The following is a 20,974-nucleotide window of genomic DNA, read 5'->3' on the forward strand; positions in this document are numbered from 1 at the left end:
TGCCGTAGATCTTCAGTCCAATTTTACTATGAATACCTTCATTTGGCCATAGCTGCCAGTTTATATTTTACACACGTTTCAACATGTATTTAATGATCTCAGAAATATTGTCAAACTCTCTTTTTAGCTGTTTTGGATCAGGGTAAATACCGGCATGAGCATTGGCACCAAGCGTTTTAGGTGACAATGCATTCATTTCATTAGATTGCACTCGCTTTAATCCCGCGACTGCATTTTTTTCAGACTTCGAAAGATTTGAGTCCAACTCAATTTCTTTGATAACTTTGTCCATAAGTATGTGGGTCTGTACTTGCTGGTAACTTCCTGTGACAGCCTCAAAATACAGTACATATAAATTTTCTAAGAATGCTCTGGTGATCTGAGACACAGCTAATGGCTTGTCATCAATATCTATCGTTTTCATTTCCTCAAATACTCTGCGAAGTATTTTGTTGTTAATCGCCACTTTAAAATCGTGAGGAACAATAAATTTTCTGTTGTCTGGATTTCTTGTGTTGCTATCTCCGGTTGTGCCATTTCCGCTGGCACCTGCACTTCCTCTATCACTTTCTCCGTTTCCGGTCGAACTACTATTGTCTGAACCGCTATTTGGCGTAGTGTTTCCCGTACCAGCTCCTGTAGAAGTGGGATTATTGTTAAGCAGACAGCTATCCAACAAATGAGTCTTTACCCTCTGCTTGGGCGCCACAGACTGTTCAATTAGCAAGCGACCGTAAGCTATCCAATCATCCTTATTTGTGCGCGAGTGAACAACAGTATTCTCAACAAGATCTGCACAAAAGCGCTCCAATACCTTGTCAAAATCTGAGCAAGAAACGTTAATTTTTACGTCTGATTCTGAACGTGGGCTAACGATCCCGAAAGTTTCTCTAATAAATGGATTACCAACATAGCGAGCCGCTGTAGTAATGATCCTTTCCGTTTGATCGTGGTGTAATATGTTTTTCTTAACTGCATACTCAATTAGAACAAGAGCTAATGCGTTTTGGTCACGTTTGTTAACACGTCCATTGTGTCTGGTCTTCTGCTTCGGGTCCCAATTTCTAATCCCAATCCCGTCTTGCTCACCGTTGTGGCGAACTCCCATCCATACATTCGCCTCTTCTAAACTATCAAATAGGACACAGTTGATGGAGACGGGAATAGATGCACTGCTTTCAGAAAGTCGTTTGAAGTAAGGAACTTCGCCTGAGGGAGCTTTTTCTGGGTCATTAAGAAGCAATAAGGAACATAGTCGTCGATTACCCTCGACTACAACATAATTACCTTCTTCATCTTTGATTACACCAATAGAATCCAGCGGATTAACGCCATGCGTAGCAATATGACGAGCAAGGTTCTTTACTCTTTCATCTTTAAGAAGATGTTCAATAATTGAAGGCTGATCATAAATTGGGTTGTGCCTAGGGTTCTCTGAATCAAGGTAAATATCTAGCACGTTCAAAAGCATATTACTGCTCATAACATAGTCCCTTATTTGTGTGTAATCTTAGTAATTTTTATTAATTATTTCGCTCAATAAGTTGGCATTCCTAATTTAATACTGAAGATTACTTCAATTACACACTATCAGTCCATATAAAATTTGTATTAAAACTACAATGACTTGCCGCCACGCTTGCTCGCAGGAAGCGACAAAAATAATTGCAATGAGATCTTTTCGCTCCCCTTTAAATCTCGATACACCTGATTCGAAGGCAACATCCGTTTTTGTATCGCAGTGCGAAGCTTACGTTCAGTCTGAGTATCACTGATCCAGGCAGCTAGCCCCTGCACGTAATGGCGTTCCTGAATATCTCGTTGTTCAAAAGCCTTTCGACTCTTAACCAGTTGTCGCAAGGGTTGTTTTACTACGTTGCAGATATAGTGTTGCAAGTCAGGCGCAAGGTTTTCGCTGACTATCAACCTACACATCTGATGCCATAAGATTAACCGTGCTTTATTAAACGGACCGCAATCTCTAAACTGCCGGTCTACGATCTTCAGCAGAGTTTCCCATTGGGTGAATGGTCTTTTGTGCCACTTATCGACCGGCACTTTTGGCGCTTCGCTAAGCAGTGTGTTGCAATTCCAGCAGTGGTTCATGTCACCGGCATCGAGCAGGTTAGCTTTGCCCAATTCAACCCGATGAAACGCAACCGGCTGCTGACACTGATGGCAACGGTCATGCAGCATAATTTGATGTTTCGGGCAGAAGGTGTAGAAGGCCAGCCGCCACCCGAGCCGAAAATATGGGATGGCATCTTCTGCCAGACACTGCGGGCAATACTGAATACCGAAGTTGCGGTAAATTCGATGGTACATTTTCAAAGGCAGCCACCAGCGTAGCTGGCCGCTGAGGTTCTTGGATTGAAACAGCCGCCCTTCAAACAGTAGCGCAGTCATCTTTTTAACCTGTGCGAGCGGCGTACCGGTGCGTTCACTCATTGTTAGCAGTAGCCAGTCAGGCGCAAACCGATCAATGTCACGATTCCACAACTGCCTTTGATGGCCAAAGTTGCGCACGGCAAAGGTTTGGGCTTTCATACCGTTGGCGTGGGCGCAACGAATAAACCAGGAAGATAATGCCTCACCAGGCAAAGGTCGGGGATGAGCTGGCCATAAAGTCCCCGATAACATGGTTTAGACGGTCAAAAACTGACGCCGACGCTCTGAAGGCGGCGTCCAGTCAATATGTTCTAGGGTATCCAGCGTAATACATTCATTACCGCTTAGAATCGCCAGCTCAGCAGCAGTGTTTAATACGCTGGTTAGCTCACCAATATTCCCCTCGCTCATAGCATATAGTCTGGTGAAGATGGCCTCGCTATGTAACTTTGACGGCTGCTTAAGCGGTAACATGGCCTCATAACTGGCCAGTAATCGCTTAAAGTCGTCATTCATTTCCCACCGCGGCAGGTGTATTGGTTTAAAGCGATTAGCCAGCTGTGGCTCAGTCTGTAGCGCTCTTAGTGCATCTTTGGTACCTACACCGACAATTGATATTTGCAGCTCGTTGCTTAGGTACTTCAGTACATTTAAAAAGGCGCGTTGTCGGTGCAGACTGCCGGCAAGGATTTGGTGTATTTCATCAATTACCAGCACCTTTAGCTGCGCATACCGTAACAGTTTTAGTACCTGGTGCTGCTTTTTATCAACGCGCTCACTCGGTTTGTAAGGCGCAAATAGCAAGTCGAGAATAGCATTATAAAAGCGCCCTTCATCCGGTACGGGTGGTGCCTGCACATACATCACTGGCGCAATCACAGATTCACCCTCTGGATTGTCGACCGCAGGGTTTAGCTGACAGAAACGTTTTACCAAGGTGCTTTTACCGTTATTCGAATCACCAATCAGGATGATATTGGGCATCCGGTTTACCCTGGGGTGTTGCAGCAAATCATCCAGTTGCTTTAGTACCACCTTGGCGTAAGGGTAGCCAATCCAGCGGTCTGACTTAATACGAAAAACCCGCTCAGCATCGGTCAGACCAAGTGCTTCACGGGCGCTGGCTGTCAGGTGGCTGGCATTGTTAGTCATAGCTCGTCCAGCTCATCAAACGGCAAAAACTCCGCATCATCATCTTGCTGAACTCCTAGCTGCAAAGGTGCTTCAGTCTTATTTGGCCGGCTTTGCTCAATCACGGTATGCGATAGCTGATGCGTTTTACGCCGTTGATTCATGCGCCGAACCGCCTTACTGGTTTTTACTGCTGTGGTTTCAATTTCACGCATACGATCATAGGCATCAAAAATGGCCTGTTCATCTATTTCTTTTACACCGGCTTCTTTGGCGCGTTTACGCGCTTCACGCAGCTCCCAAATGCTAATAGGCGGGTGCGACAGATTACGATATGGTATGGCGTAATAGGTTGCCAGCTCCGGATCATAGAACCAAATTTGGCTTAGATCTCGTGGGTCACGCCGAAACATGAATTTACGCTTGCGCTTTGAATCTTTGGGAGCAGGTGCGTTAATCCACACCCGCAACACGTCTGAATAATAGTGGATTTTGTCAATTTGTACGCCGTAATCTAGCACAGCTCGTAATTCAAATGGCATGAGATCCAGGCGAAGTTTAAACTCGTCGGCAATTTTTGCCGGCAAGCCAGAACCTGGTGCTTTATCTGAACCCAAAATACCTTGCTGCCAGGCCTGTGCGGGTGACATACCAAGGCTGCTATGTATTTTCTGGTGGTATACATCAACAATGTAAATCGTTAGCCACTGCTCGAACTCGGATAAAGTTAACGCTGCTTTACCTTCGGAGTCATACTCACCTTTCTCTCGCGGATTAGAAAAGGTGGTACCAGGTAGCGTATGAATTTCTTGCGCGAAAGAGCCCAGTGCACGTTCTACATGAGCACCGAAATTCGGCCGACCTACCGGACGCCATTCCAGGTCGATACCATACTCATCACAACCCCGTTGCATCATGCTGCCACGAAACTCTTTAGCGTTATCAAGATGCACTTTGGCTGGCAGCCCCCACACTAACCATTGGTTTTGCGTTGGGTACCTGGTCAGCCATTTATCTTTCGTTAGAATTGCATGGGTTAAACACAAGCCGGTCGATAAGGCGCTCGGCGGATCGAATGAAACATAAAATCCCGTTACTACCCTGGTACAGACATCAAATGCCAAAGTAATCCACGGCCTGCCAATCGGTTGCCGGTAATGATCATCAACCAAGATAATATCGAGTTTGGTGTGGTCAATTTGTACTACGGCCAGTGGGTAATCAGCACCTGGGAAGCTGCCCTCATGCGGCTTGTAACTTAAGTCAGCGGTTTTACGACCAAGGCGACGGGCGGCAACCAATTCGCCCTGCAATTGCTTAATGCGATTTCGAACACTGTTGCCATGTGGTACCGGCAGGTTCTGTCTTAAACAATGCTTTCTGACTTCATCGCATACTTTCTGCTGGCTCTTTTTCTGCTTCGTCAGGTATTCGCTGTCAATCACCTCACGGATAATCTTCTCAACCTCGGAGGTGAGCCTAACCGCACCCTTATCACTGCGGGTTTTAGGTAGTAGAGATGAGCGTAGTCCACTTTGTTCATAGGCCCTGAGCCAACCATACACCGTATTGGTATGCACCGAGTGCGCTGCGGCCTGTGTTGCGACATCTTCCCGCGTACGGTCGGGCTTATCCAGCAACGGTTTAATAATGTCATAGCGCTTTTGCGCAACCGCCCAGGCTGCTTCGCCAATTGCTTGCAGATCGGTGTGGGTCTGCTCGTTGCTTTGCTCAGCAGGTTGCAGCTCATCAACCTTGGTGACAATGACCGCTTGATTAGCATCATCCAGCAGTTCTACGTTTTCTAATGAATTAACACGGCGAATGCGGTGCACCTTTCCTTGGAAAGATACCAACTTGCCTGGCTTAAGCTCAACCAATGCCACTCTAGTCATTGGCCACGCTCCATACTTTGCTGGCCATCGTCAGTTTCTGTGTCAAATCGGCTCCCACTCGCTTCGTACCTACCAAATACCATAGTAGCGGAATATATTCTGCCTGAACCATAGGGTTCGCATCGATGCTGGTTAGCAGCTCTTGCACGGAACAGCTTTCTACTTTGACGAGCGAGTTTAGTAACTGTGGAGCAAGTTCTGAATCATCAGGAACACGGCGAGTAAAAGGCAGCAGAAACTTGGCGTTATCGAGCAGCTGGGTGCGGATATGTTTTTCAGTTATCAGCTTAAACCGCCAGCCCCGATCTTTGGCAAACCGGTACGCAGCCTGAAACTTCGGTTTGAACTGCGCCCAGTGTTCACGAAGCTCATCGCGATATTTCACTTCACACAATAATGGCTTACGCCCAGGCTGGTAGTAATAGACCAGTACATCAGGCGTGTACGAGCGCTCTTTACCCTTTTCATCAAACCACGGCACTTTAACCGGCTGCACTTCAAATCGTTCCACTTCAGCAGAAAACTGCAGCAACGTCAGCCAATCCCGCTCCAGAGTAGACTCAAACATCGCTTTACCTTCAGCCTTCGAATTAGCGGCAACACCGGTAACGTTACGGTAGCTTTTAGGAATGTTACGGATTGGCATGCTGCATTAAATCTCTTCAAACGGAGTCACTTCTTTATGACCAAGAGTAACTTACTTGATACCTATAGTAACCACAAGAACGCAGCCATTAATCAGGCCTTTATACCCAAGCAGGTTAGCTATATGCCGGTTGTGCTCACCGGCATTTCAATTAGCGCTGGATATTCAATAGTCAGCTGCAGTATGCTGGTTTAACCAGCAATAGAGCCAACCAACTGTATAGTCAGGTCCGCACAAACTAAGGGGGAAGTATGTCTGAATCGTCATTTGACAGAGAATTTCATATTACTGATCTGCAGTCTGCCAAGCAGCTTCTACAGGATTTAGAAAATCCGCAAGCAGTCAGGTACGCCAAACGAGATTTGCTCCAAGATAAAAAGAAAGGTATCGAACTATTATGGAAAAAGTTTGATGCTCAAAAAATAGCGACGCCTCAGCGTTAAGCTATGCCTTATTAAAAAGCCAACTCAGCCATGAGCAATGTGCTAATACCTTTTGCAAAGCGCGTATCTGACGGTCAGGGAGTCGGTATTGACGAAGTACCAAATGGCTTGGCCTGTAATTGCGTTTGCTTGTCATGTAACGCTGCGCTTGTGGCAAAAACAAAAGTAACAACTAAAACTGCGCACTTTGCACATCACAAAGCTGGTAGCGCTGGTGAAGCCTGCGTGGTCACTTTTGAAAACAGTGTACTGTGGATGGCCAGCGAGCTACTGAAGAAACCTGGTAACTTCTTAGTACCTGGTTTGCACGACTCACAGTACAGGCTGTTAGTTAAAGAAGCCGTAAGACCGTATGATGCAGTAGAAGCTGTCGAAAAGGGCCTTCAGCATTTAAGCTGCTTGATGTTAATTGAGCATAAAGAGCAAATACATCCGCTAGGCCTAACCTTGTACTTTCCACCTGACAGACCTATCGGCCCATTCAAACATGCCGGCAAAGAGTACCCACACATCGGTATAAACCTTGATACCCTGCACGTTATTTGGGCTTCAGCAAAAAGTAACTTCACCGAAGCGCTATACCATCTGATCTTTGCAATGCCCGAAGTCAGAGACTGGATCTTTCATGAGAAAAAAGTCTCTCCGATACCGACTCAGTCACAACCACCAATTCTGCCGGCAAACCATCCGCAAGGCTTTACACCTGAAGAGCTAAAAAACCTGGATGCTTTGGCTGCAACGCTGAAAGGGTGGAAAAAGTAGATGGGGTCAAGTATACTGATTGCGTTAAACAGCGGCGGCAGAGCTGCCCTGCATAAACAACGAAATAGCTCATTTATCGTAGTGGCGGCACCGGGGACCCCACATAAAAAATGTAATGTCCGGAAAAATTGCCAAGTCATACTTCAGCAACTTTCTCAAAAATATTTGCAAAATTGAAACTACATTAGTCATTCAAATAATGTGTTATCAAACTCTATTTATTAGCTAGCAAAAAAAATTGGCAATATATGCGGCGTTATTTTACAATGAACGCAATTAACCTACCGATATACTCTGTCTTATCACGTAATCCGTTAAATCGGAACCTGATGAGCTAGTGTTGGGACAGTAGGCGGGAGAGTCACCAGTTCACCTTTTGTGGATAGTGTGAGGATGCTTCCTAACGCCCTCAACAGAGTAGAAAGTTGGAAAGGTAAGAGAAGCGGGGAATAAACTTGAACTATATTGGTCTATTTGAGCAATATAATTCTATTCCCCGTTTTGATTTATTTATGCCAGTTGGTCATTACTAAACATGTTCAAATGCGTATTGCCTGATACGCTGTGTGTTTGCTCATGACAGTCAATAAATAGTCCAGAAATACTTGTATGACTTTTACTCTCTTTGGTCAGATTGTAATGTCGTCTAACATCAATTTTAGAACCAAACCTGTAGTATCCTGTCAATTTACAAAGCAATGAGTGAGGGCTACCTGTTGCTAGCTGGGCATGCTGCTCCAAGCCATACTGGAATAGTTTTTCTTCATCATCAACAAAATACATTGTCGCATGACTACATTTACGTCTAGGCCGTCTTCTGGCTCTCAATGTCTCAACAATAGAATTAAGTTGGTTGGCAAAATTCGGATCTAAAATATTTTGTCTAAACAATGCCGTAAGATTGCTTATTTCAGAGCACTTGAAATTCCGTAGGGGTAAAAGTAAGGCCTGTTGATAAGAACCATCGTCGACCAATCTTTTGTACAAAAAGAAATTCTTTATTCCTTGAGCTAAGATTCTCGAGAAAAAGTTTTTGTAGTTACCTTGTTGTACTAGTGAAAAATCTAAAGGAATAATGAAACAAGCATTCGATAAATTTTCAGCTATATGCAACGAGCCTTTATCGACAAGGAGTATTATTGCGTGATGTGTATCTCTTTCATATAGGAAGTTTAGAAAGTCTCTTTTCGCCGTTCTAGGATTATAGACCCGTGTCTGAAACTCGACTTGATGTCCACTTCTACCCAATTGCTGAACAAAGGATTTTGGAACTAAACCTTGCCTATTTTTCTGAACTACCGAAATAACATCTAAATTATCTGATATCAGATATAAACCGATCTGCATTCTTATTTCAGAAGTTTAATTAAAACTGACATCGGGATTACCACTTTATCAGCCTCATTTTCAGGTAGTGACTCTAGAACCCTAAGAAATGCTAATGTTGCTGATTGTGTACTCCGAACTTTAACAGGTAGATCTGATACATCTGAGAAGCTGTATTCACTCTCAAATGGAACTACACCAACCTTAGCTTGCTGAAGAGGATGCTCTACTAACTTGTATCCCCCCGCCTTTGCTGTCTCAGAGATAAAATCTTTGAGTCTTTTGCCATTTAAACATGATTGCAGATCAGGGCAATCCTTCGCGAGCATCTTTGGCAACCCACTAAGGAGCAAAGGCTTCTGATGAATATTCCAATAATCCTGAGTGACAGACTGGATTATATTTTCTAGCGTTGCATTAGTTTGCATAGTTCGGCCCTTGACCAAATAAACTCGGGATAACAAATAGCAGAGCAAATCTGTAATCCGACCCAAAATAAGCATAAATCTGCCATAAGTAACTTTGAATCGCAATCGCTTGTACCATCAAAAAACTGAAACCAGTACAATATATCAATGTAGAGCTAGGCGTCTTAATTTCTCATTCGCCAATAAATGTGTAGAATGTGGCTATTGGGGCTAATGCCGATACAAATTAACTTTGTAATTCACAGATATAAGCTAGGCCCTATAGCAAAAACAAAAGCCAGATAGTCTCTATCTGGCTTTTGTTTTTTAGTGCTATGCTCACGCGCTAATACAAACTTATTTAAGCCCGTGCTATTTCGCAGACAGGCAACACTTGCTAAGCTTACAGCAAGTCAGTGGAGGGGTTATGGAACAAAGACACTTTAAGCGGGTACGTTTTTTCAGCGAGGCGCAATTGGAAATTGATGGTCATACCTATCCAACTGAGTTACTGGATCTCTCGCTAAAAGGCGCCCTGGTAAAGAAACCTGCAGAAACCTTGCCAACTAATCCCAAAGCTGTTTTCTTAAAACTACCGCTGAGTGATTCAACCGAGCACTTGATCATGCAAGTCAGTATTGTCCATCACCATGCAGACTTTCTCGGATTGCATTGCGAAAAAATAGATATCGACAGCATTAGCCACTTACGTCGCTTACTCGAACTAAACTTAGGCGATCCAGAGTTACTCAGCCGTGAATTAGCTGAATTGAGTAACGGCGACTAATTTCCATTAAGCCTAACCTTCAACAGCAACTGCCAAAGCACTAATCGCTGCCGGATAGCCAAAGGCGGCAGCACCTTGCATATAACGTTGCCAATTTTGCCAGGATTGTTCTTGCCGTGCCAAATAAGCAAAGTAATACTGTACAGGCATTAAACGCTGCGGTTGCTGAAATGCCTGTTGCAACAGCTGCTCATAGAGTAAGGGTAAATCGGCTTCAAAATGCCGCATAGGGTTTATAGCTGCGATCGGCCTATAGGCTTGCAGGCCCACAGCATTGCAGGTGTCTACTGCAGTAAGTTGGATCTCTGCCGCGGTAAGCTGATAGCGGTGCAAGTAGCGTGCGAGCGTATTCTCATCATCACCAATCAGTAAATTAGGGGCGATGCGCCCTGCCTTGCAAACCGCTTTAGCAACAGTAGGACTTAACACATACTCATCCAAAAAACCGGCAATATGCATAAACTCGTGTCGCAGCAGCGCCAGGCTGGCATCATCCGGCAATTGCACTATCCCGTTGTTATAACTAGCCAAGCCGCGTCCAGCAATCACCAGTAATTGCTGAAACTCGCCACTGAGCACCTGAGGCGCTAATGTCTGATAATCGCAGCGTATTCGTTGTCCAGGCTGCTCAGTGCAATTGAGCGCTATGCTATCTAGTCGTAACAAAGGTTTAAAACATACTGGCAGCGTTGCTAGTTGGGAATCTTGTTGCCAGGCCTGCAGTAGGTTTTGCCAGGTCCGCTCGCCTTGTGCCTGAGCAATCACGGGCTGTAACAGCAGTGCGCAGCCTGCTTCGCTCTGCCAGCCCTTATGCTGCTGTGCTACAGTACTATGCCAAAAGCCTAGTTCAGCCAACAGCGGCTCACTTACTTGCCCCGGTACACTGTGTTTTACACTATCCAACCAATGCGCTGTGGCTAACTTACCTTCTAAGCGCAATTGCAATCTTACTGCATGTTCCAGCGCCGCTTCTGAACCCAGGGTCGCTGCATGGCGCCACCAATGTAACGCCGCGTCTAATTCATTTGCAGCCAAACGCTGCTTGGCGAGTTGCTCAGCAGCAGTCACATTGGTTTTGGCTGCAGTAATTAGCTGTTGTTCTGGATCGGGGGCAACAGGCTGGCAGGCCGATAATAGACCCAAAAGAAAAAAGCCAGCGAACCGGCCTTTTTTAAGAGGTAATCTAAGGTTAATTGATTTCAGCATCGTCATCAGCTAACTCTTCACCCCGCATCCGCGCCATTTCAAGCCGCGTATACCGGTGCTCAACAAACTCGTAAACGTTAGTTGCTAGCGTTTTATGATAGTACACCAGCGCTTGAGGTAAATTTCCCCTGGCTTGGTGCCATTTCGCTAAATAAAAATAAGCTTCACATAGACGCTCGGCAAGTTGCTTAGGCCCAGTTAACTCGACCAGAATAGACTGCAACAACGCCTGCTCGCTTATTTCACCAGCATAAAAGCGTACCAAGTTAGTACCCCAATCGGCCGGATCCAGGTTTGCCAGTTGCACTTTTAAAGCCGCTTGTGCTGCTTGTGGTGCAGATTCAGCAAAACCAATATAGCGCCACAGCACCCTATAAGGATCTGTAGGCTTGACCTGGTAAAACTGCTGAAAATCAGGCTCGGCTAAATCAAAACGCCCGGCGTAATAAAACGCAATACCACGGTTTAAGTAAGCGAAATCATAGTTTGGAGCCAATTCTAACGCTGAATCAAAGGCTTCATAGGCTTGGTCAAAGTTACCGCTTAGCGTGTAATGAATGCCCAGAAAATTATAGGCATCTGGCATATCCGGCTTTAAGCGCAGTGCCCGCATAAAATCCAGTCGCGCCAGCGAGCGTAAGCCAACGCTGTCGTACATCACGCCACGATCATAGAATAATTGGGCACTTTGCTCTTCAGTAAGTTCTGCACGTTGCAGGATCTCACTTAAGCGGGCAATGGCTAATTCATTCCGATAAGGTACTTGCAAGGGCTCTGGTGTTAACCAGATCTCTTGCAAGTTAGCAGGCTGCTGTGCGCAACCTGCCAGCATGACCAGCCCTGTTGCCAGGGCTAGTTTGAGTAACGTCTTAGTCAATTTAGGCTTCAGTAGCCGCTTCAGCAGCTGGTTTGGCAGTCGCTTCTTTGATACTCAGACGCACACGGCCTTGTTTATCCACTTCCAGTACTTTAACCGCAACTTTCTGACCGACCTGCAGATGCTCGCTGACATTTTGCACACGCTCATCAGAGATTTGCGAAATGTGTACTAAGCCATCTTTGCCTGGTAAGACGTTAACGAAAGCACCGAAATCAACGATCCGTACCACTTCACCTTCGTAAATAGTACCGACTTCAATCTCTGCGGTAATCGCATTGATCTTGTCGATAGCAATTTGCGCGGCTTTAGCCGTAGTGGCGGCAATTTTGATACTGCCGTCATCTTCCAGCTCGATAGTAGTGCCAGATTCTTCAGTGATTTGACGAATTACCGCACCACCTTTACCGATAACTTCACGGATTTTCTCCGGGTTAATCTTCATGGTGTAGATACGTGGCGCGTATTCAGACATCTCTTCACGGTGACCGCTGATCGCCTGATCCATTACGTTCAGAATATGCAAACGTGCCGCTTTAGCTTGCTTCAGCGCAATTTGCATGATTTCCTGGGTAATACCGTCGATCTTAATGTCCATTTGCAGTGCAGTAATACCTTCGGTAGTACCGGCCACTTTAAAGTCCATGTCACCTAAGTGATCTTCATCACCTAAGATATCTGACAGAACAACGAAGTCATCACCTTCTTTCACCAAGCCCATAGCGATACCCGCTACAGAGGCTTTGATAGGTACGCCGGCATCCATCAGGGCTAATGAAGAACCACACACAGAAGCCATAGAGCTTGAACCGTTAGATTCGGTGATTTCAGACACGATACGCACAGTGTACGGGAAATCATTAAAATCTGGCATTACCGCTAACACACCACGCTTAGCTAAACGGCCGTGGCCGATTTCGCGACGCTTAGGTGAACCTACCATGCCGGTCTCGCCCACACAGTATGGCGGGAAGTTATAATGCAGCATAAAGGTATCGGTTTTTGCGCTTAACAAATCATCGATGTTTTGGGCATCACGGGCAGTACCTAAGGTCGCTGTTACCAACGCCTGAGTTTCGCCACGCGTAAACAGGGCTGAACCGTGAGTACGTGGTAATACGCCAGTCATTACGCTTAAGCCACGGATCATTTCTGGATCGCGGCCATCAATACGCGGCTCACCTTTAGTGATACGACCACGTACTACTTTTGATTCTAATGCGTGGAAAATCTCACCCACTTCATTCTTATTCAGCTCTTCGCCTTCAGCCAGCTCAGCAGTCAGTTTTTCTACTAAGGCGGCTTTAATCTCGCCGATACGCTCATAGCGTTTAGCTTTTTCAGTGATCTGATAAGCTTCGCCTAATTGGGCGCGGGCCAGCTCATCAATTTTAGCAATTAACGGCTCGTTCTTGGCAGGCGCTTGCCAGTTCCACTTCGGTTTGCCGCCTTCAGCAGCAAATTCATTGATGGCATTAATGGCAATTTGCATTTGCTCATGACCATACATGACCGCACCTAGCATCACGTCTTCAGACAGGATACCCGCTTCTGATTCCACCATTAATACCGCACCAGCGGTGCCGGCAACCACTAAGTCTAACTTAGAGGTTTTCAGCTCGTCTTCTGATGGGTTCAGTACATACTGGTTATTGATATAACCAACACGGGCGGCACCAATAGGACCAGCGAATGGAATACCTGATAAGGCTAAGGCGGCAGAAGTACCAATTAAGGCGACGATATCTGGCTGGATTTCAGGTTGTACTGATACCACAGTCGCAATAACCTGAACTTCGTTATTGAAGCCTTCTGGGAACAACGGACGAATAGGTCTGTCGATTAAACGCGAAGTTAAGGTTTCGCCTTCACTTGGCCGGCCTTCACGCTTAAAGAAACCGCCCGGGATCCGGCCAGCTGCATACATTTTTTCCTGGTAATTTACGGTTAATGGAAAGAAGTCTTGACCAGGTTTGGCTTCTTTTTTACCAACAACAGTTACTAATACTGAGGTATCTCCCAGGCTTGCCAGCACTGCGGCATCTGCCTGACGGGCGATTACGCCGGTTTCTAACGTTAAAGTGTGTTGGCCGAACTGGAATGATTTTACGATGGGAGTCACGTGGTATGTTCCTTTGCTTTAATCGCCGAATTGCGATGTCTTACTCTGTTTTATTTACTAGCACAGTATACTCTGTAACCTGGAACAAAAGATAGTTCCGCAGCTTGGCGATAAAAAATTTTGCGCATAAAAAAAGAGGCTCGAAAGCCTCTTTTTTTGCGTACTGTCTTAGCGACGTAAGCCTAAACGCTCAATCAGGGTCGCGTAGCGGCTCTGATCTTTGCCTTTTAAGTAGTCTAACAGTTTACGGCGCTGGCTAACCATGCGCAGCAGACCACGACGAGAGTGGAAATCGTGCTTGTGTTCTGCAAAGTGACCTTGCAGGTGGTTGATAGAAGCAGTTAACAGTGCAACTTGAACTTCTGGTGAACCAGTGTCGCCTTGCTTAACAGCGAAATCAGCAACAATTTTAGCCTTATCAGCAGCGTTTAAAGCCATGATATATCTCCAAATGTGAGTGAACTAAGATACGCTCACCGCCGATCACTCATCCAGCGGTAGCAAAAACAGCTGCGTATTTTACCTGCAGCAAGCTATTTATACAAGCAGATTACGCGCTAAGCAGTTCCAGGTTAACCAAGCGGCGGCTAAATAATTCACCGGTAGTCACTTCGCCAATCCCCAGCAATTGCTCGGTCTCACTGTAAAGCTTTACGCTGGCCGTATCCGGCAAGGTTACTTTACAGGATTGACCATGCATTATATGTTTTTGTTGCTCAGCATCTAAGGTAAGGCGAGTAAGGCCAACTAAACCGGCATCCATAGGTAACAACAAGGCATCTAAGGCTGGCCAGTTAGCGTCATTGTTCAATGCTTCCAACTGCGCCGGTGTTACCATTTGCTCGGCGCTAAAAGGCCCAACCTGGGTTCTGTGTAACTTAGCAACATGGGAACCACAGCCTAAGGCCTCACCCAGATCATCAATTAAGGTGCGGATATAGGTGCCTTTAGAGCAATGCACAATAAAATCGGCACTGTCGTCCTGTCTTGCAACTAATTCGAAACGGAAAATACTAATCGGCCGGGCTTCACGCGGTACTTCAATGCCTTGCCGGGCATATTTGTAAAGCGGCTGGCCCTGATACTTCAGCGCCGAGAACATCGTAGGCACTTGCAAAATATCACCGCGTAGTGCTTGCATCGCCTGCTCTAGCTCCGCATCCGTAAAGGTGACAGGCTTTTCGCTAATCACCTCACCTTCTGCATCACTGGTGGTGGTGCGCACGCCAAATTTAGCCGTTACCTGATAGGTTTTATCGGTATCCAGCAGAAACTGGCTAAACTTAGTGGCTTCACCAAAGCAAATAGGCAATAAGCCCGATGCCATAGGATCCAGTGCCCCAGTATGGCCCGCTTTTGCTGCCTGATACAACCAGCGTACCCGCTGTAAAATACCGTTGCTGCTCACCTCTAAAGGCTTATCCAGCAGCAAAATACCATGGACTTGCCGCGCGTTTTTACGAGCGCGCATTACTCTTCTTCTCCGCCCTTTTCTGGCCGATCAGTTTCTTGCCCTGCTTCTTTGCGACGGCGCTCGTCATCACGGCGTACGGTTTCCACTAAGCTCGCCATCCGGATCCCTTCGTTCAGCGACTCGTCAAACGCAAAACGGATATGCGGCACAATACGAGTTTGAATACGTTTACCTATCAGGCTACGTACATAACCCGCTGCATCATTTAATATCTTTAAGTTATCTTCAACTTTATCGTTATCCATGCCTAAAAAGGTCACGAATACCTTGGCGTGAGATAGATCACGCGACACTTCAACGTCTGATACAGTAATCATGGTATGCAGGCGCGGATCTTTAATTTCGCGTTGCAGAATCACTGCCATTTCTTTTTTCACTTGTTGTGAAAGCCGGTCAACCCGGGAGAATTCTTTAGCCATACCTTGTATTTCCTAGTGGTTTTTTGGCGTCTAAACGTAACAGGGGCAACATGTGCCCCTGTAATACTATTGTGCTACAGCAGTAACTATAGCGTACGCTCAACCTGAATGGTTTCGAATACTTCGATCTGATCGCCTTCGCGCACGTCGTTGTAGTTCTTCACACCGATACCACATTCAAAGCCGTTCCGTACTTCGCTAACGTCATCTTTAAAGCGGCGCAGTGATTCCAGCTCACCTTCGTAAATGACCACGTTATCACGCAGTACGCGGATTGGGGCGTTACGCTTAATGATACCTTCGGTGACCATACAGCCAGCAATAGCACCAAACTTCGGCGAACGGAACACATCACGAACCTGTGCCAAACCAATGATCTGTTGTTTAAACTCAGGCGCTAACATACCGGTCATGGCGGCGCGAACTTCGTCTAACAGCTCATAAATGATACTGTAGTAGCGTAAATCAAGACCTTCGTCTTCTACCAGTTTACGAGCAGTACCATCAGCACGGACGTTAAAGCCGATAACGATAGCAGAAGAAGCCGCAGCCAGAGTGACGTCAGTTTCAGTAATACCACCAACACCTGAGCCGACAATCTTCACTTTAACTTCATCGGTTGACAGCTTCATCAAGGATTCAATAATGGCTTCTACCGAACCTTGTACGTCTGCTTTCAGCACGATATTCAGCTCAGAAACATCACCTTCGGCCATGTTGGCAAACATGTTTTCCAGTTTCGATTTCTGTTGGCGAGCCAACTTAACGTCACGGAATTTGCCCTGGCGATACAGTGCCACTTCACGTGCTTTACGCTCATCTTTAACAACAGTAACTTCATCACCGGCTTGTGGTACACCGGATAAACCTAAGATCTCAACCGGAATAGACGGGCCAGCCGACTTCACTTCTTTACCATTTTCGTCACGCATTGCCCGCACACGGCCGTACTCAAAACCACACAGTACAATGTCGCCCTGCTTTAACGTACCTTCCTGCACCAGGATTGAGGCAACCGGTCCACGGCCTTTATCTAAGCGTGATTCAATAACCACACCGCGGCCAAGACCTTGATGTACCGCTTTTAATTCCAACAGTTCAGCTTGGTTTAGAATCGCTTCTAATAAGTCGTCGATACCTTGACCCGTTTTAGCCGATACTGGCACAAACTGGGTATCACCGCCCCAATCTTCCGAAATAACATCGTACTGTGACAACTCATTTCTTACCCGATCCGGATCGGCTGACGGCTTATCAATCTTGTTCACGGCAACCACTAAAGGAACATTACCTGCTTTGGCATGCTGAATTGCTTCTTTAGTTTGTGGCATAACACCATCGTCAGCCGCAACCACCAAAATAACGATATCAGTCGCTTTAGCACCACGAGCCCGCATTGAGGTAAAGGCAGCGTGACCTGGTGTATCCAGGAAGGTCACCATACCGCGTTCAGTTTCTACGTGGTAAGCACCGATATGCTGGGTAATACCACCGGCTTCGCCAGCAGCAACTTTCGCTTTACGAATGTAGTCAAGTAATGAAGTTTTACCATGGTCAACGTGACCCATTACCGTAACTACTGGCGCACGAGGCTCAAGTTCGCCTTGACCTTCGCGGTCAGACATTACCGCCTCTTCCAGCTCATTTTCTTTAGTCAGGGTAAATTTATGCCCCATCTCTTCACAAACGATAGCGGCTGTTTCCTGATCAATTACCTGATTAATGGTGGCCATAGCTCCCATTTTCATCATCGCCTTGATCACTTCAGAGGCTTTTACGGCCATTTTGGCCGCTAACTCGGCAACCGTAATGGTCTCACCAATTTTTACTTCACGCTCTACTGGTTGCGCTGGCTTGTTAAAACCATGCTGCATACTCACTGGCGTTTTCTTTTTCTTGTGGCGATTGGCACGATTAAAGGCTTCTTTATCGTTCACATCGTCTTTCGTTTTCTTGCCTTTCGCTACCGGGGCTTTCTTGCCCACACCGCGGCGACCAGCGCGCTCTTCTTTAGCGTCAACTTCATCTTCTGCTTGCTTAGCAAACTCGTTGCTGGTCAGGTGATAGTCGTCAGTGTCAGCAGGCTTAGCTTTTTCTTCCTGCGCCCAACGCTCGCCATTCTCTTCAGCTAAACGACGTGCTTCTTCAGCCTGCTTGCGCGCTTCTTCTTCCAGCTTACGCAAGGCTTCCGCTTCTTGCTGCTGACGAATACGCTCGGCTTCTTTGCGTGCTTCTTCTTTCGCTGCACGACGGGCCGCTTCTTCCGGATCGTCTTTGGCTAGCTGAGCATGCTTTTGCTCTTCACGCTTCTTCGCTTCAGCCGCTTTACGTTCAGCCTCTTCTTTAGCTTTCAGCTGTGCAGTTTCACGCGCCTGACGTTCAGCTTCTAAACGCGCTGCTTCAGCTTCTGCTTTAGCTTTTTCTTCAGCAATACGCGCTTCTTCCTGCGCTTTTAAGGTCGCCTCATCTAGCATAGGCTTTTTGATAAAGGTTTTTTGCTTACGCACTTCTACCTGAATTTCGCGGTTACGGCCTGCGCCACCCGCAACACTTAGGGTAGTTTTTTCTTTACGTACCAGCGTTAACTTGGCAGGCTCATTCGCCTTACCACCGTGCTGCTTACTTAAGTGCTCTAACAGCGCTTTTTTCTCTTCTTCGGTTACCGACTGGCCTTGGGCCTTGGTAATACCTGCATCAGCAAATTGTTGCACTAACCGGTCAACAGTTGTACCGACATCACTGGCCAATTTTTCTATGGTTACTTCTGCCATTTGTGTTGTTACCTCCGTTGACTACTTAGTTACTTTCATTAAACCAAACGATATTACGTGCAGCCATAATTAGCTCTGCTGCCTTATCTTCGGTCATTTGGGCAATTTCTAACAAATCATCTACACCTAATTCAGCCAAATCATCCAGGGTAGTTACCCCTTTGCTGGCAATTACATAAGCAGTGTGCGTGTCTAACCCCTCTAATGCTAACAGCTGTTCTGTTGGCTTAGCATCTTCCAGCGATTCTTCACTGGCTAATGCCCGAGTGGTTAATACATCTTTGGCACGGCTGCGTAATACTTCTACTGTGTCTTCGTCTAAGCCATCAATAGATAACAATTCACTGATGGGTACATACGCAATCTCTTCTAAGGTAGAGAAACCTTCTTCAACCAATACATCAGCAAAGTCTTCGTCTATTTCCAGTGCGTCCATAAATACCTGACGTACTTTCTCAGTTTCTTCCTGATGCTTTTTCTTCATATCAGATACTGACATAACGTTCAGTTCCCAACCGGTAAGCTGGCTAGCTAAACGTACGTTCTGACCGCTACGGCCAATGGCCATCGCCAAGTTTGAATCTTCAACCGCAATATCCATAGAGTGCGTATCTTCATCAACGATGATAGACGCAACTTCTGCAGGAGCCATGGCATTAATCACATACTGGGCATCGTTATCATCGTACAATACGATATCAACCCGCTCACCGCCTAACTCGTTAGAGACAGCTTGGACACGTGAACCACGCATACCCACACAGGCACCTACAGGATCGATACGGCGATCATTGCTTTTCACAGCAATTTTAGCGCGAGAACCAGGATCGCGGGCAGCACCACGCAGTTCAATCATCTCTTCGCCAATTTCTGGCACTTCGATACGGAACAATTCTAGTAACATTTCTGGCTTGGCACGGCTTAAAAACAGCTGAGCACCACGGGCTTCTGGTTTTACATCAAATAGTAAGGCACGGATACGATCACCCGGGCGATAAGTTTCGCGCGGCAGCATTTCTTCGCGCGGTAACATGGCTTCAGCATTATTGCCAAGGTCAACGATAATACTTTCGCGGTTAACTTTTTTAACCACACCCGTTACTAGCTCGCCAACCTGGTCGATATAAGCTTCAACCACTTGTGAGCGCTCGGCTTCACGCACTTTTTGCACAATAACTTGCTTTGCCATTTGCGTAGTGATGCGGTCAAACTCTACGGAGTCAATCTGCTCTTCTACATAATCACCCAGCTTAATAGAGGGCTCATCGTATTGTGCAGCAGATAAGGTCATTTCACGATATGGATGCTCCATAAGAGCGTCATCGGCTACCACTTCCCAACGACGGAAGGTTTCGTATGAACCCGTTTTACGGTCAATCGTTACCCGAACTTCGATATCGCCTTCATTTTTCTTTTTTGTGGCTGCTGCTAATGCAAACTCAAGTGCCTGGAAAATCTTTTCCCGAGGTACTGATTTTTCATTTGAAACTGCATCAACAACTAATAATATTTCTTTTGCCATTGTATATGCCTCGCTCTGACGCTACCCGGTTACCTTAAAAAACCGGTACCACGTTTGCTTTATCAATATTATCGAAAAGCAAACTGCAGGGTTTGCCATCCACTTCCATTACCAACATATCGCCATCAAACGACGTCAGTAACCCTTTGAATTTGCGTCGACCTTCTTGTGGAACGGTAAGTTTCACTTCAATTTTCTGGCCAACATATTGGGTAAATTGTGCTTCGGTAAATAACGGGCGATCCATACCAGGCGACGACACCTCTAAGGTGTATTCATTAGGAATAGGATCTTCAACATCCAGCAAAGCACTGACTTCACGACTCACCAGAGCACAGTCTTCGACCATGATGCCCTCAGCTTTGTCGATAAAGATTCTAAGTGTAGTATGACGGCCAGCACGAACCAGCTCGATACCCCACAATTGATAACCAGCTGCTTCCACAGTCGGCGCCAGCAGCTCTGTCAGTTGCTGTTCTTGTTTAGCCAAAAAGACCTCCGAAACACAAATAAAAAATGGGCGAAGCGCCCATTACTACATAAAACACGGACTCCAGATGCGAAAACGCCCCGAACAAGCGGGGCGAAGTACATCCAGTCATTAAGCATATCGCCAATGCATAATGGTTGTTAATTTGGTTGCGTGAGCAGGATTTAGACCTTCGCACTGCCGTTATGGAGAGGAGCCCACGGGCTTTTTCGCCATAACATACCATTTTAAATTTGGTTGCGGGAGCCGGATTTGAACCGACGACCTTCGGGTTATGAGCCCGACGAGCTACCAGGCTGCTCCATCCC

Annotated in this window: 19 protein-coding genes and 1 tRNA gene; 3 read left to right on the forward strand and 17 right to left on the reverse strand. The window is 46.2% G+C overall.

The annotated features are described in order from the left end of the window. Positions 1-67 precede the first annotated feature (67 nt). The 5 genes from IE163_RS13425 to IE163_RS13445 all read right to left on the reverse strand — a co-directional run bounded on the left by IE163_RS13425 (position 68) and on the right by IE163_RS13445 (position 6,060). Complete coding sequence (locus IE163_RS13425; protein ID WP_189433495.1) at positions 68-1,483, reverse strand: ParB N-terminal domain-containing protein; 1,416 nt, start codon at positions 1,481-1,483, stop codon at positions 68-70. Positions 1,484-1,617: 134 nt separating this feature from the next. Continuing rightward, positions 1,618-2,640 carry a TniQ family protein gene (locus tag IE163_RS13430; protein WP_189433496.1) on the reverse strand — a complete coding sequence of 341 codons (1,023 nt, stop codon included), beginning with the start codon at positions 2,638-2,640 and terminating at the stop codon, positions 1,618-1,620. Positions 2,641-2,643: 3 nt separating this feature from the next. Then, on the reverse strand, positions 2,644-3,540 hold the full coding sequence (locus IE163_RS13435; protein ID WP_189433497.1) for a TniB family NTP-binding protein: 897 nt from the start codon (positions 3,538-3,540) through the stop codon (positions 2,644-2,646). Further along, positions 3,537-5,414 carry a TnsB C-terminal domain-containing protein gene (locus IE163_RS13440; protein WP_189433498.1) on the reverse strand — a complete coding sequence of 626 codons (1,878 nt, stop codon included), beginning with the start codon at positions 5,412-5,414 and terminating at the stop codon, positions 3,537-3,539. The genes IE163_RS13435 and IE163_RS13440 overlap by 4 nt, the downstream gene beginning before the upstream one ends. After that, positions 5,407-6,060, reverse strand: coding sequence for a TnsA endonuclease N-terminal domain-containing protein (locus IE163_RS13445; RefSeq protein ID WP_189433499.1), 654 nt, complete (start codon positions 6,058-6,060; stop codon positions 5,407-5,409). Before IE163_RS13445 ends, IE163_RS13440 begins: the two co-directional genes overlap by 8 nt. A gap of 251 nt (positions 6,061-6,311) precedes the next feature. Between IE163_RS13445 and IE163_RS13450 the strand changes: the two genes are divergently transcribed. Both IE163_RS13450 and IE163_RS13455 read left to right on the forward strand, forming a co-directional pair. Continuing rightward, positions 6,312-6,503, forward strand: a complete 192-nt coding sequence (locus IE163_RS13450; protein ID WP_189433500.1) for a hypothetical protein — start codon at positions 6,312-6,314, stop codon at positions 6,501-6,503. A gap of 255 nt (positions 6,504-6,758) precedes the next feature. Beyond that, a complete protein-coding gene (locus tag IE163_RS13455) occupies positions 6,759-7,265 on the forward strand; it encodes a hypothetical protein (RefSeq protein ID WP_189433501.1) in 507 nt (168 codons plus the stop codon). Positions 7,266-7,775: 510 nt separating this feature from the next. Here IE163_RS13455 and IE163_RS13460 read toward each other — a convergent pair. Together IE163_RS13460 and IE163_RS13465 are read right to left on the reverse strand one after the other, a co-directional pair. Further along, positions 7,776-8,612 carry a hypothetical protein gene (locus tag IE163_RS13460; RefSeq protein WP_189433502.1) on the reverse strand — a complete coding sequence of 279 codons (837 nt, stop codon included), beginning with the start codon at positions 8,610-8,612 and terminating at the stop codon, positions 7,776-7,778. A gap of 2 nt (positions 8,613-8,614) precedes the next feature. After that, complete coding sequence (locus IE163_RS13465) at positions 8,615-9,019, reverse strand: hypothetical protein (RefSeq protein WP_189433503.1); 405 nt, start codon at positions 9,017-9,019, stop codon at positions 8,615-8,617. 406 nt (positions 9,020-9,425) lie between these two features. On the opposite strand from IE163_RS13465, the gene IE163_RS13470 reads away from it, so the two are divergent. After that, entirely contained in the window at positions 9,426-9,785 is a 360-nt protein-coding gene (locus IE163_RS13470; protein ID WP_189433504.1) for a PilZ domain-containing protein, read from the forward strand. 12 nt (positions 9,786-9,797) lie between these two features. Here the strand turns inward: IE163_RS13470 and IE163_RS13475 are convergent, their stop codons facing one another. From IE163_RS13475 to IE163_RS13520, 10 genes are all read right to left on the reverse strand, one after another. Beyond that, positions 9,798-10,997 carry a hypothetical protein gene (locus IE163_RS13475; protein WP_189433505.1) on the reverse strand — a complete coding sequence of 400 codons (1,200 nt, stop codon included), beginning with the start codon at positions 10,995-10,997 and terminating at the stop codon, positions 9,798-9,800. After that, on the reverse strand, positions 10,975-11,868 hold the full coding sequence (nlpI, locus tag IE163_RS13480) for a lipoprotein NlpI (RefSeq protein WP_189433506.1): 894 nt from the start codon (positions 11,866-11,868) through the stop codon (positions 10,975-10,977). The genes IE163_RS13475 and nlpI overlap by 23 nt, the downstream gene beginning before the upstream one ends. A gap of 1 nt (position 11,869) precedes the next feature. Next, positions 11,870-13,990: a polyribonucleotide nucleotidyltransferase gene (gene pnp / locus IE163_RS13485; RefSeq protein WP_189433507.1), complete on the reverse strand. Its 2,121-nt coding sequence runs from the start codon at positions 13,988-13,990 to the stop codon at positions 11,870-11,872. A gap of 168 nt (positions 13,991-14,158) precedes the next feature. After that, complete coding sequence (rpsO, locus tag IE163_RS13490; protein ID WP_189433508.1) at positions 14,159-14,428, reverse strand: 30S ribosomal protein S15; 270 nt, start codon at positions 14,426-14,428, stop codon at positions 14,159-14,161. A 112-nt stretch (positions 14,429-14,540) separates the two neighbouring features. Continuing rightward, the gene (gene truB / locus IE163_RS13495; RefSeq protein WP_189433509.1) at positions 14,541-15,461 is read right to left on the reverse strand and encodes a tRNA pseudouridine(55) synthase TruB; all 921 of its coding nucleotides are present in this window, start codon (positions 15,459-15,461) and stop codon (positions 14,541-14,543) included. Further along, complete coding sequence (gene rbfA / locus IE163_RS13500; protein WP_189433510.1) at positions 15,461-15,883, reverse strand: 30S ribosome-binding factor RbfA; 423 nt, start codon at positions 15,881-15,883, stop codon at positions 15,461-15,463. The genes truB and rbfA overlap by 1 nt, the downstream gene beginning before the upstream one ends. 86 nt (positions 15,884-15,969) lie before the next feature. Further along, positions 15,970-18,654, reverse strand: a complete 2,685-nt coding sequence (gene infB, locus IE163_RS13505; RefSeq protein WP_189433511.1) for a translation initiation factor IF-2 — start codon at positions 18,652-18,654, stop codon at positions 15,970-15,972. Between the two features lie 25 nt (positions 18,655-18,679). After that, positions 18,680-20,176 (reverse strand): transcription termination factor NusA, encoded by a 1,497-nt coding sequence (gene nusA / locus IE163_RS13510; protein ID WP_189433512.1) that lies wholly within the window; start codon positions 20,174-20,176, stop codon positions 18,680-18,682. Positions 20,177-20,210: 34 nt separating this feature from the next. After that, positions 20,211-20,666: a ribosome maturation factor RimP gene (rimP, locus tag IE163_RS13515; RefSeq protein WP_189433513.1), complete on the reverse strand. Its 456-nt coding sequence runs from the start codon at positions 20,664-20,666 to the stop codon at positions 20,211-20,213. 234 nt (positions 20,667-20,900) lie between these two features. After that, positions 20,901-20,974: transfer RNA gene (locus IE163_RS13520), tRNA-Met, on the reverse strand.

This window comes from Alishewanella longhuensis (genome assembly GCF_014653435.1).
GTDB classification, from domain to species: Bacteria; Pseudomonadota; Gammaproteobacteria; order Enterobacterales; family Alteromonadaceae; genus Alishewanella; species Alishewanella longhuensis.

What these genes read in the sequence shown, in the direction of transcription:
- IE163_RS13425 (WP_189433495.1), bottom strand. Translation starts at nt 1,483, where the DNA reads ATGAGCAGTAATATGCTTTTGAACGTGCTAGATATTTACCTTGATTCA.
- IE163_RS13430 (WP_189433496.1), bottom strand. Translation starts at nt 2,640, where the DNA reads ATGTTATCGGGGACTTTATGGCCAGCTCATCCCCGACCTTTGCCTGGT.
- IE163_RS13435 (WP_189433497.1), bottom strand. Translation starts at nt 3,540, where the DNA reads ATGACTAACAATGCCAGCCACCTGACAGCCAGCGCCCGTGAAGCACTT.
- IE163_RS13440 (WP_189433498.1), bottom strand. Translation starts at nt 5,414, where the DNA reads ATGACTAGAGTGGCATTGGTTGAGCTTAAGCCAGGCAAGTTGGTATCT.
- IE163_RS13445 (WP_189433499.1), bottom strand. Translation starts at nt 6,060, where the DNA reads ATGCCAATCCGTAACATTCCTAAAAGCTACCGTAACGTTACCGGTGTT.
- IE163_RS13450 (WP_189433500.1), top strand. Translation starts at nt 6,312, where the DNA reads ATGTCTGAATCGTCATTTGACAGAGAATTTCATATTACTGATCTGCAG.
- IE163_RS13455 (WP_189433501.1), top strand. Translation starts at nt 6,759, where the DNA reads ATGGCCAGCGAGCTACTGAAGAAACCTGGTAACTTCTTAGTACCTGGT.
- IE163_RS13460 (WP_189433502.1), bottom strand. Translation starts at nt 8,612, where the DNA reads ATGCAGATCGGTTTATATCTGATATCAGATAATTTAGATGTTATTTCG.
- IE163_RS13465 (WP_189433503.1), bottom strand. Translation starts at nt 9,019, where the DNA reads ATGCAAACTAATGCAACGCTAGAAAATATAATCCAGTCTGTCACTCAG.
- IE163_RS13470 (WP_189433504.1), top strand. Translation starts at nt 9,426, where the DNA reads ATGGAACAAAGACACTTTAAGCGGGTACGTTTTTTCAGCGAGGCGCAA.
- IE163_RS13475 (WP_189433505.1), bottom strand. Translation starts at nt 10,997, where the DNA reads ATGACGATGCTGAAATCAATTAACCTTAGATTACCTCTTAAAAAAGGC.
- rpsO (WP_189433508.1), bottom strand. Translation starts at nt 14,428, where the DNA reads ATGGCTTTAAACGCTGCTGATAAGGCTAAAATTGTTGCTGATTTCGCT.
- truB (WP_189433509.1), bottom strand. Translation starts at nt 15,461, where the DNA reads ATGCGCGCTCGTAAAAACGCGCGGCAAGTCCATGGTATTTTGCTGCTG.
- rbfA (WP_189433510.1), bottom strand. Translation starts at nt 15,883, where the DNA reads ATGGCTAAAGAATTCTCCCGGGTTGACCGGCTTTCACAACAAGTGAAA.
- infB (WP_189433511.1), bottom strand. Translation starts at nt 18,654, where the DNA reads ATGGCAGAAGTAACCATAGAAAAATTGGCCAGTGATGTCGGTACAACT.
- nusA (WP_189433512.1), bottom strand. Translation starts at nt 20,176, where the DNA reads ATGGCAAAAGAAATATTATTAGTTGTTGATGCAGTTTCAAATGAAAAA.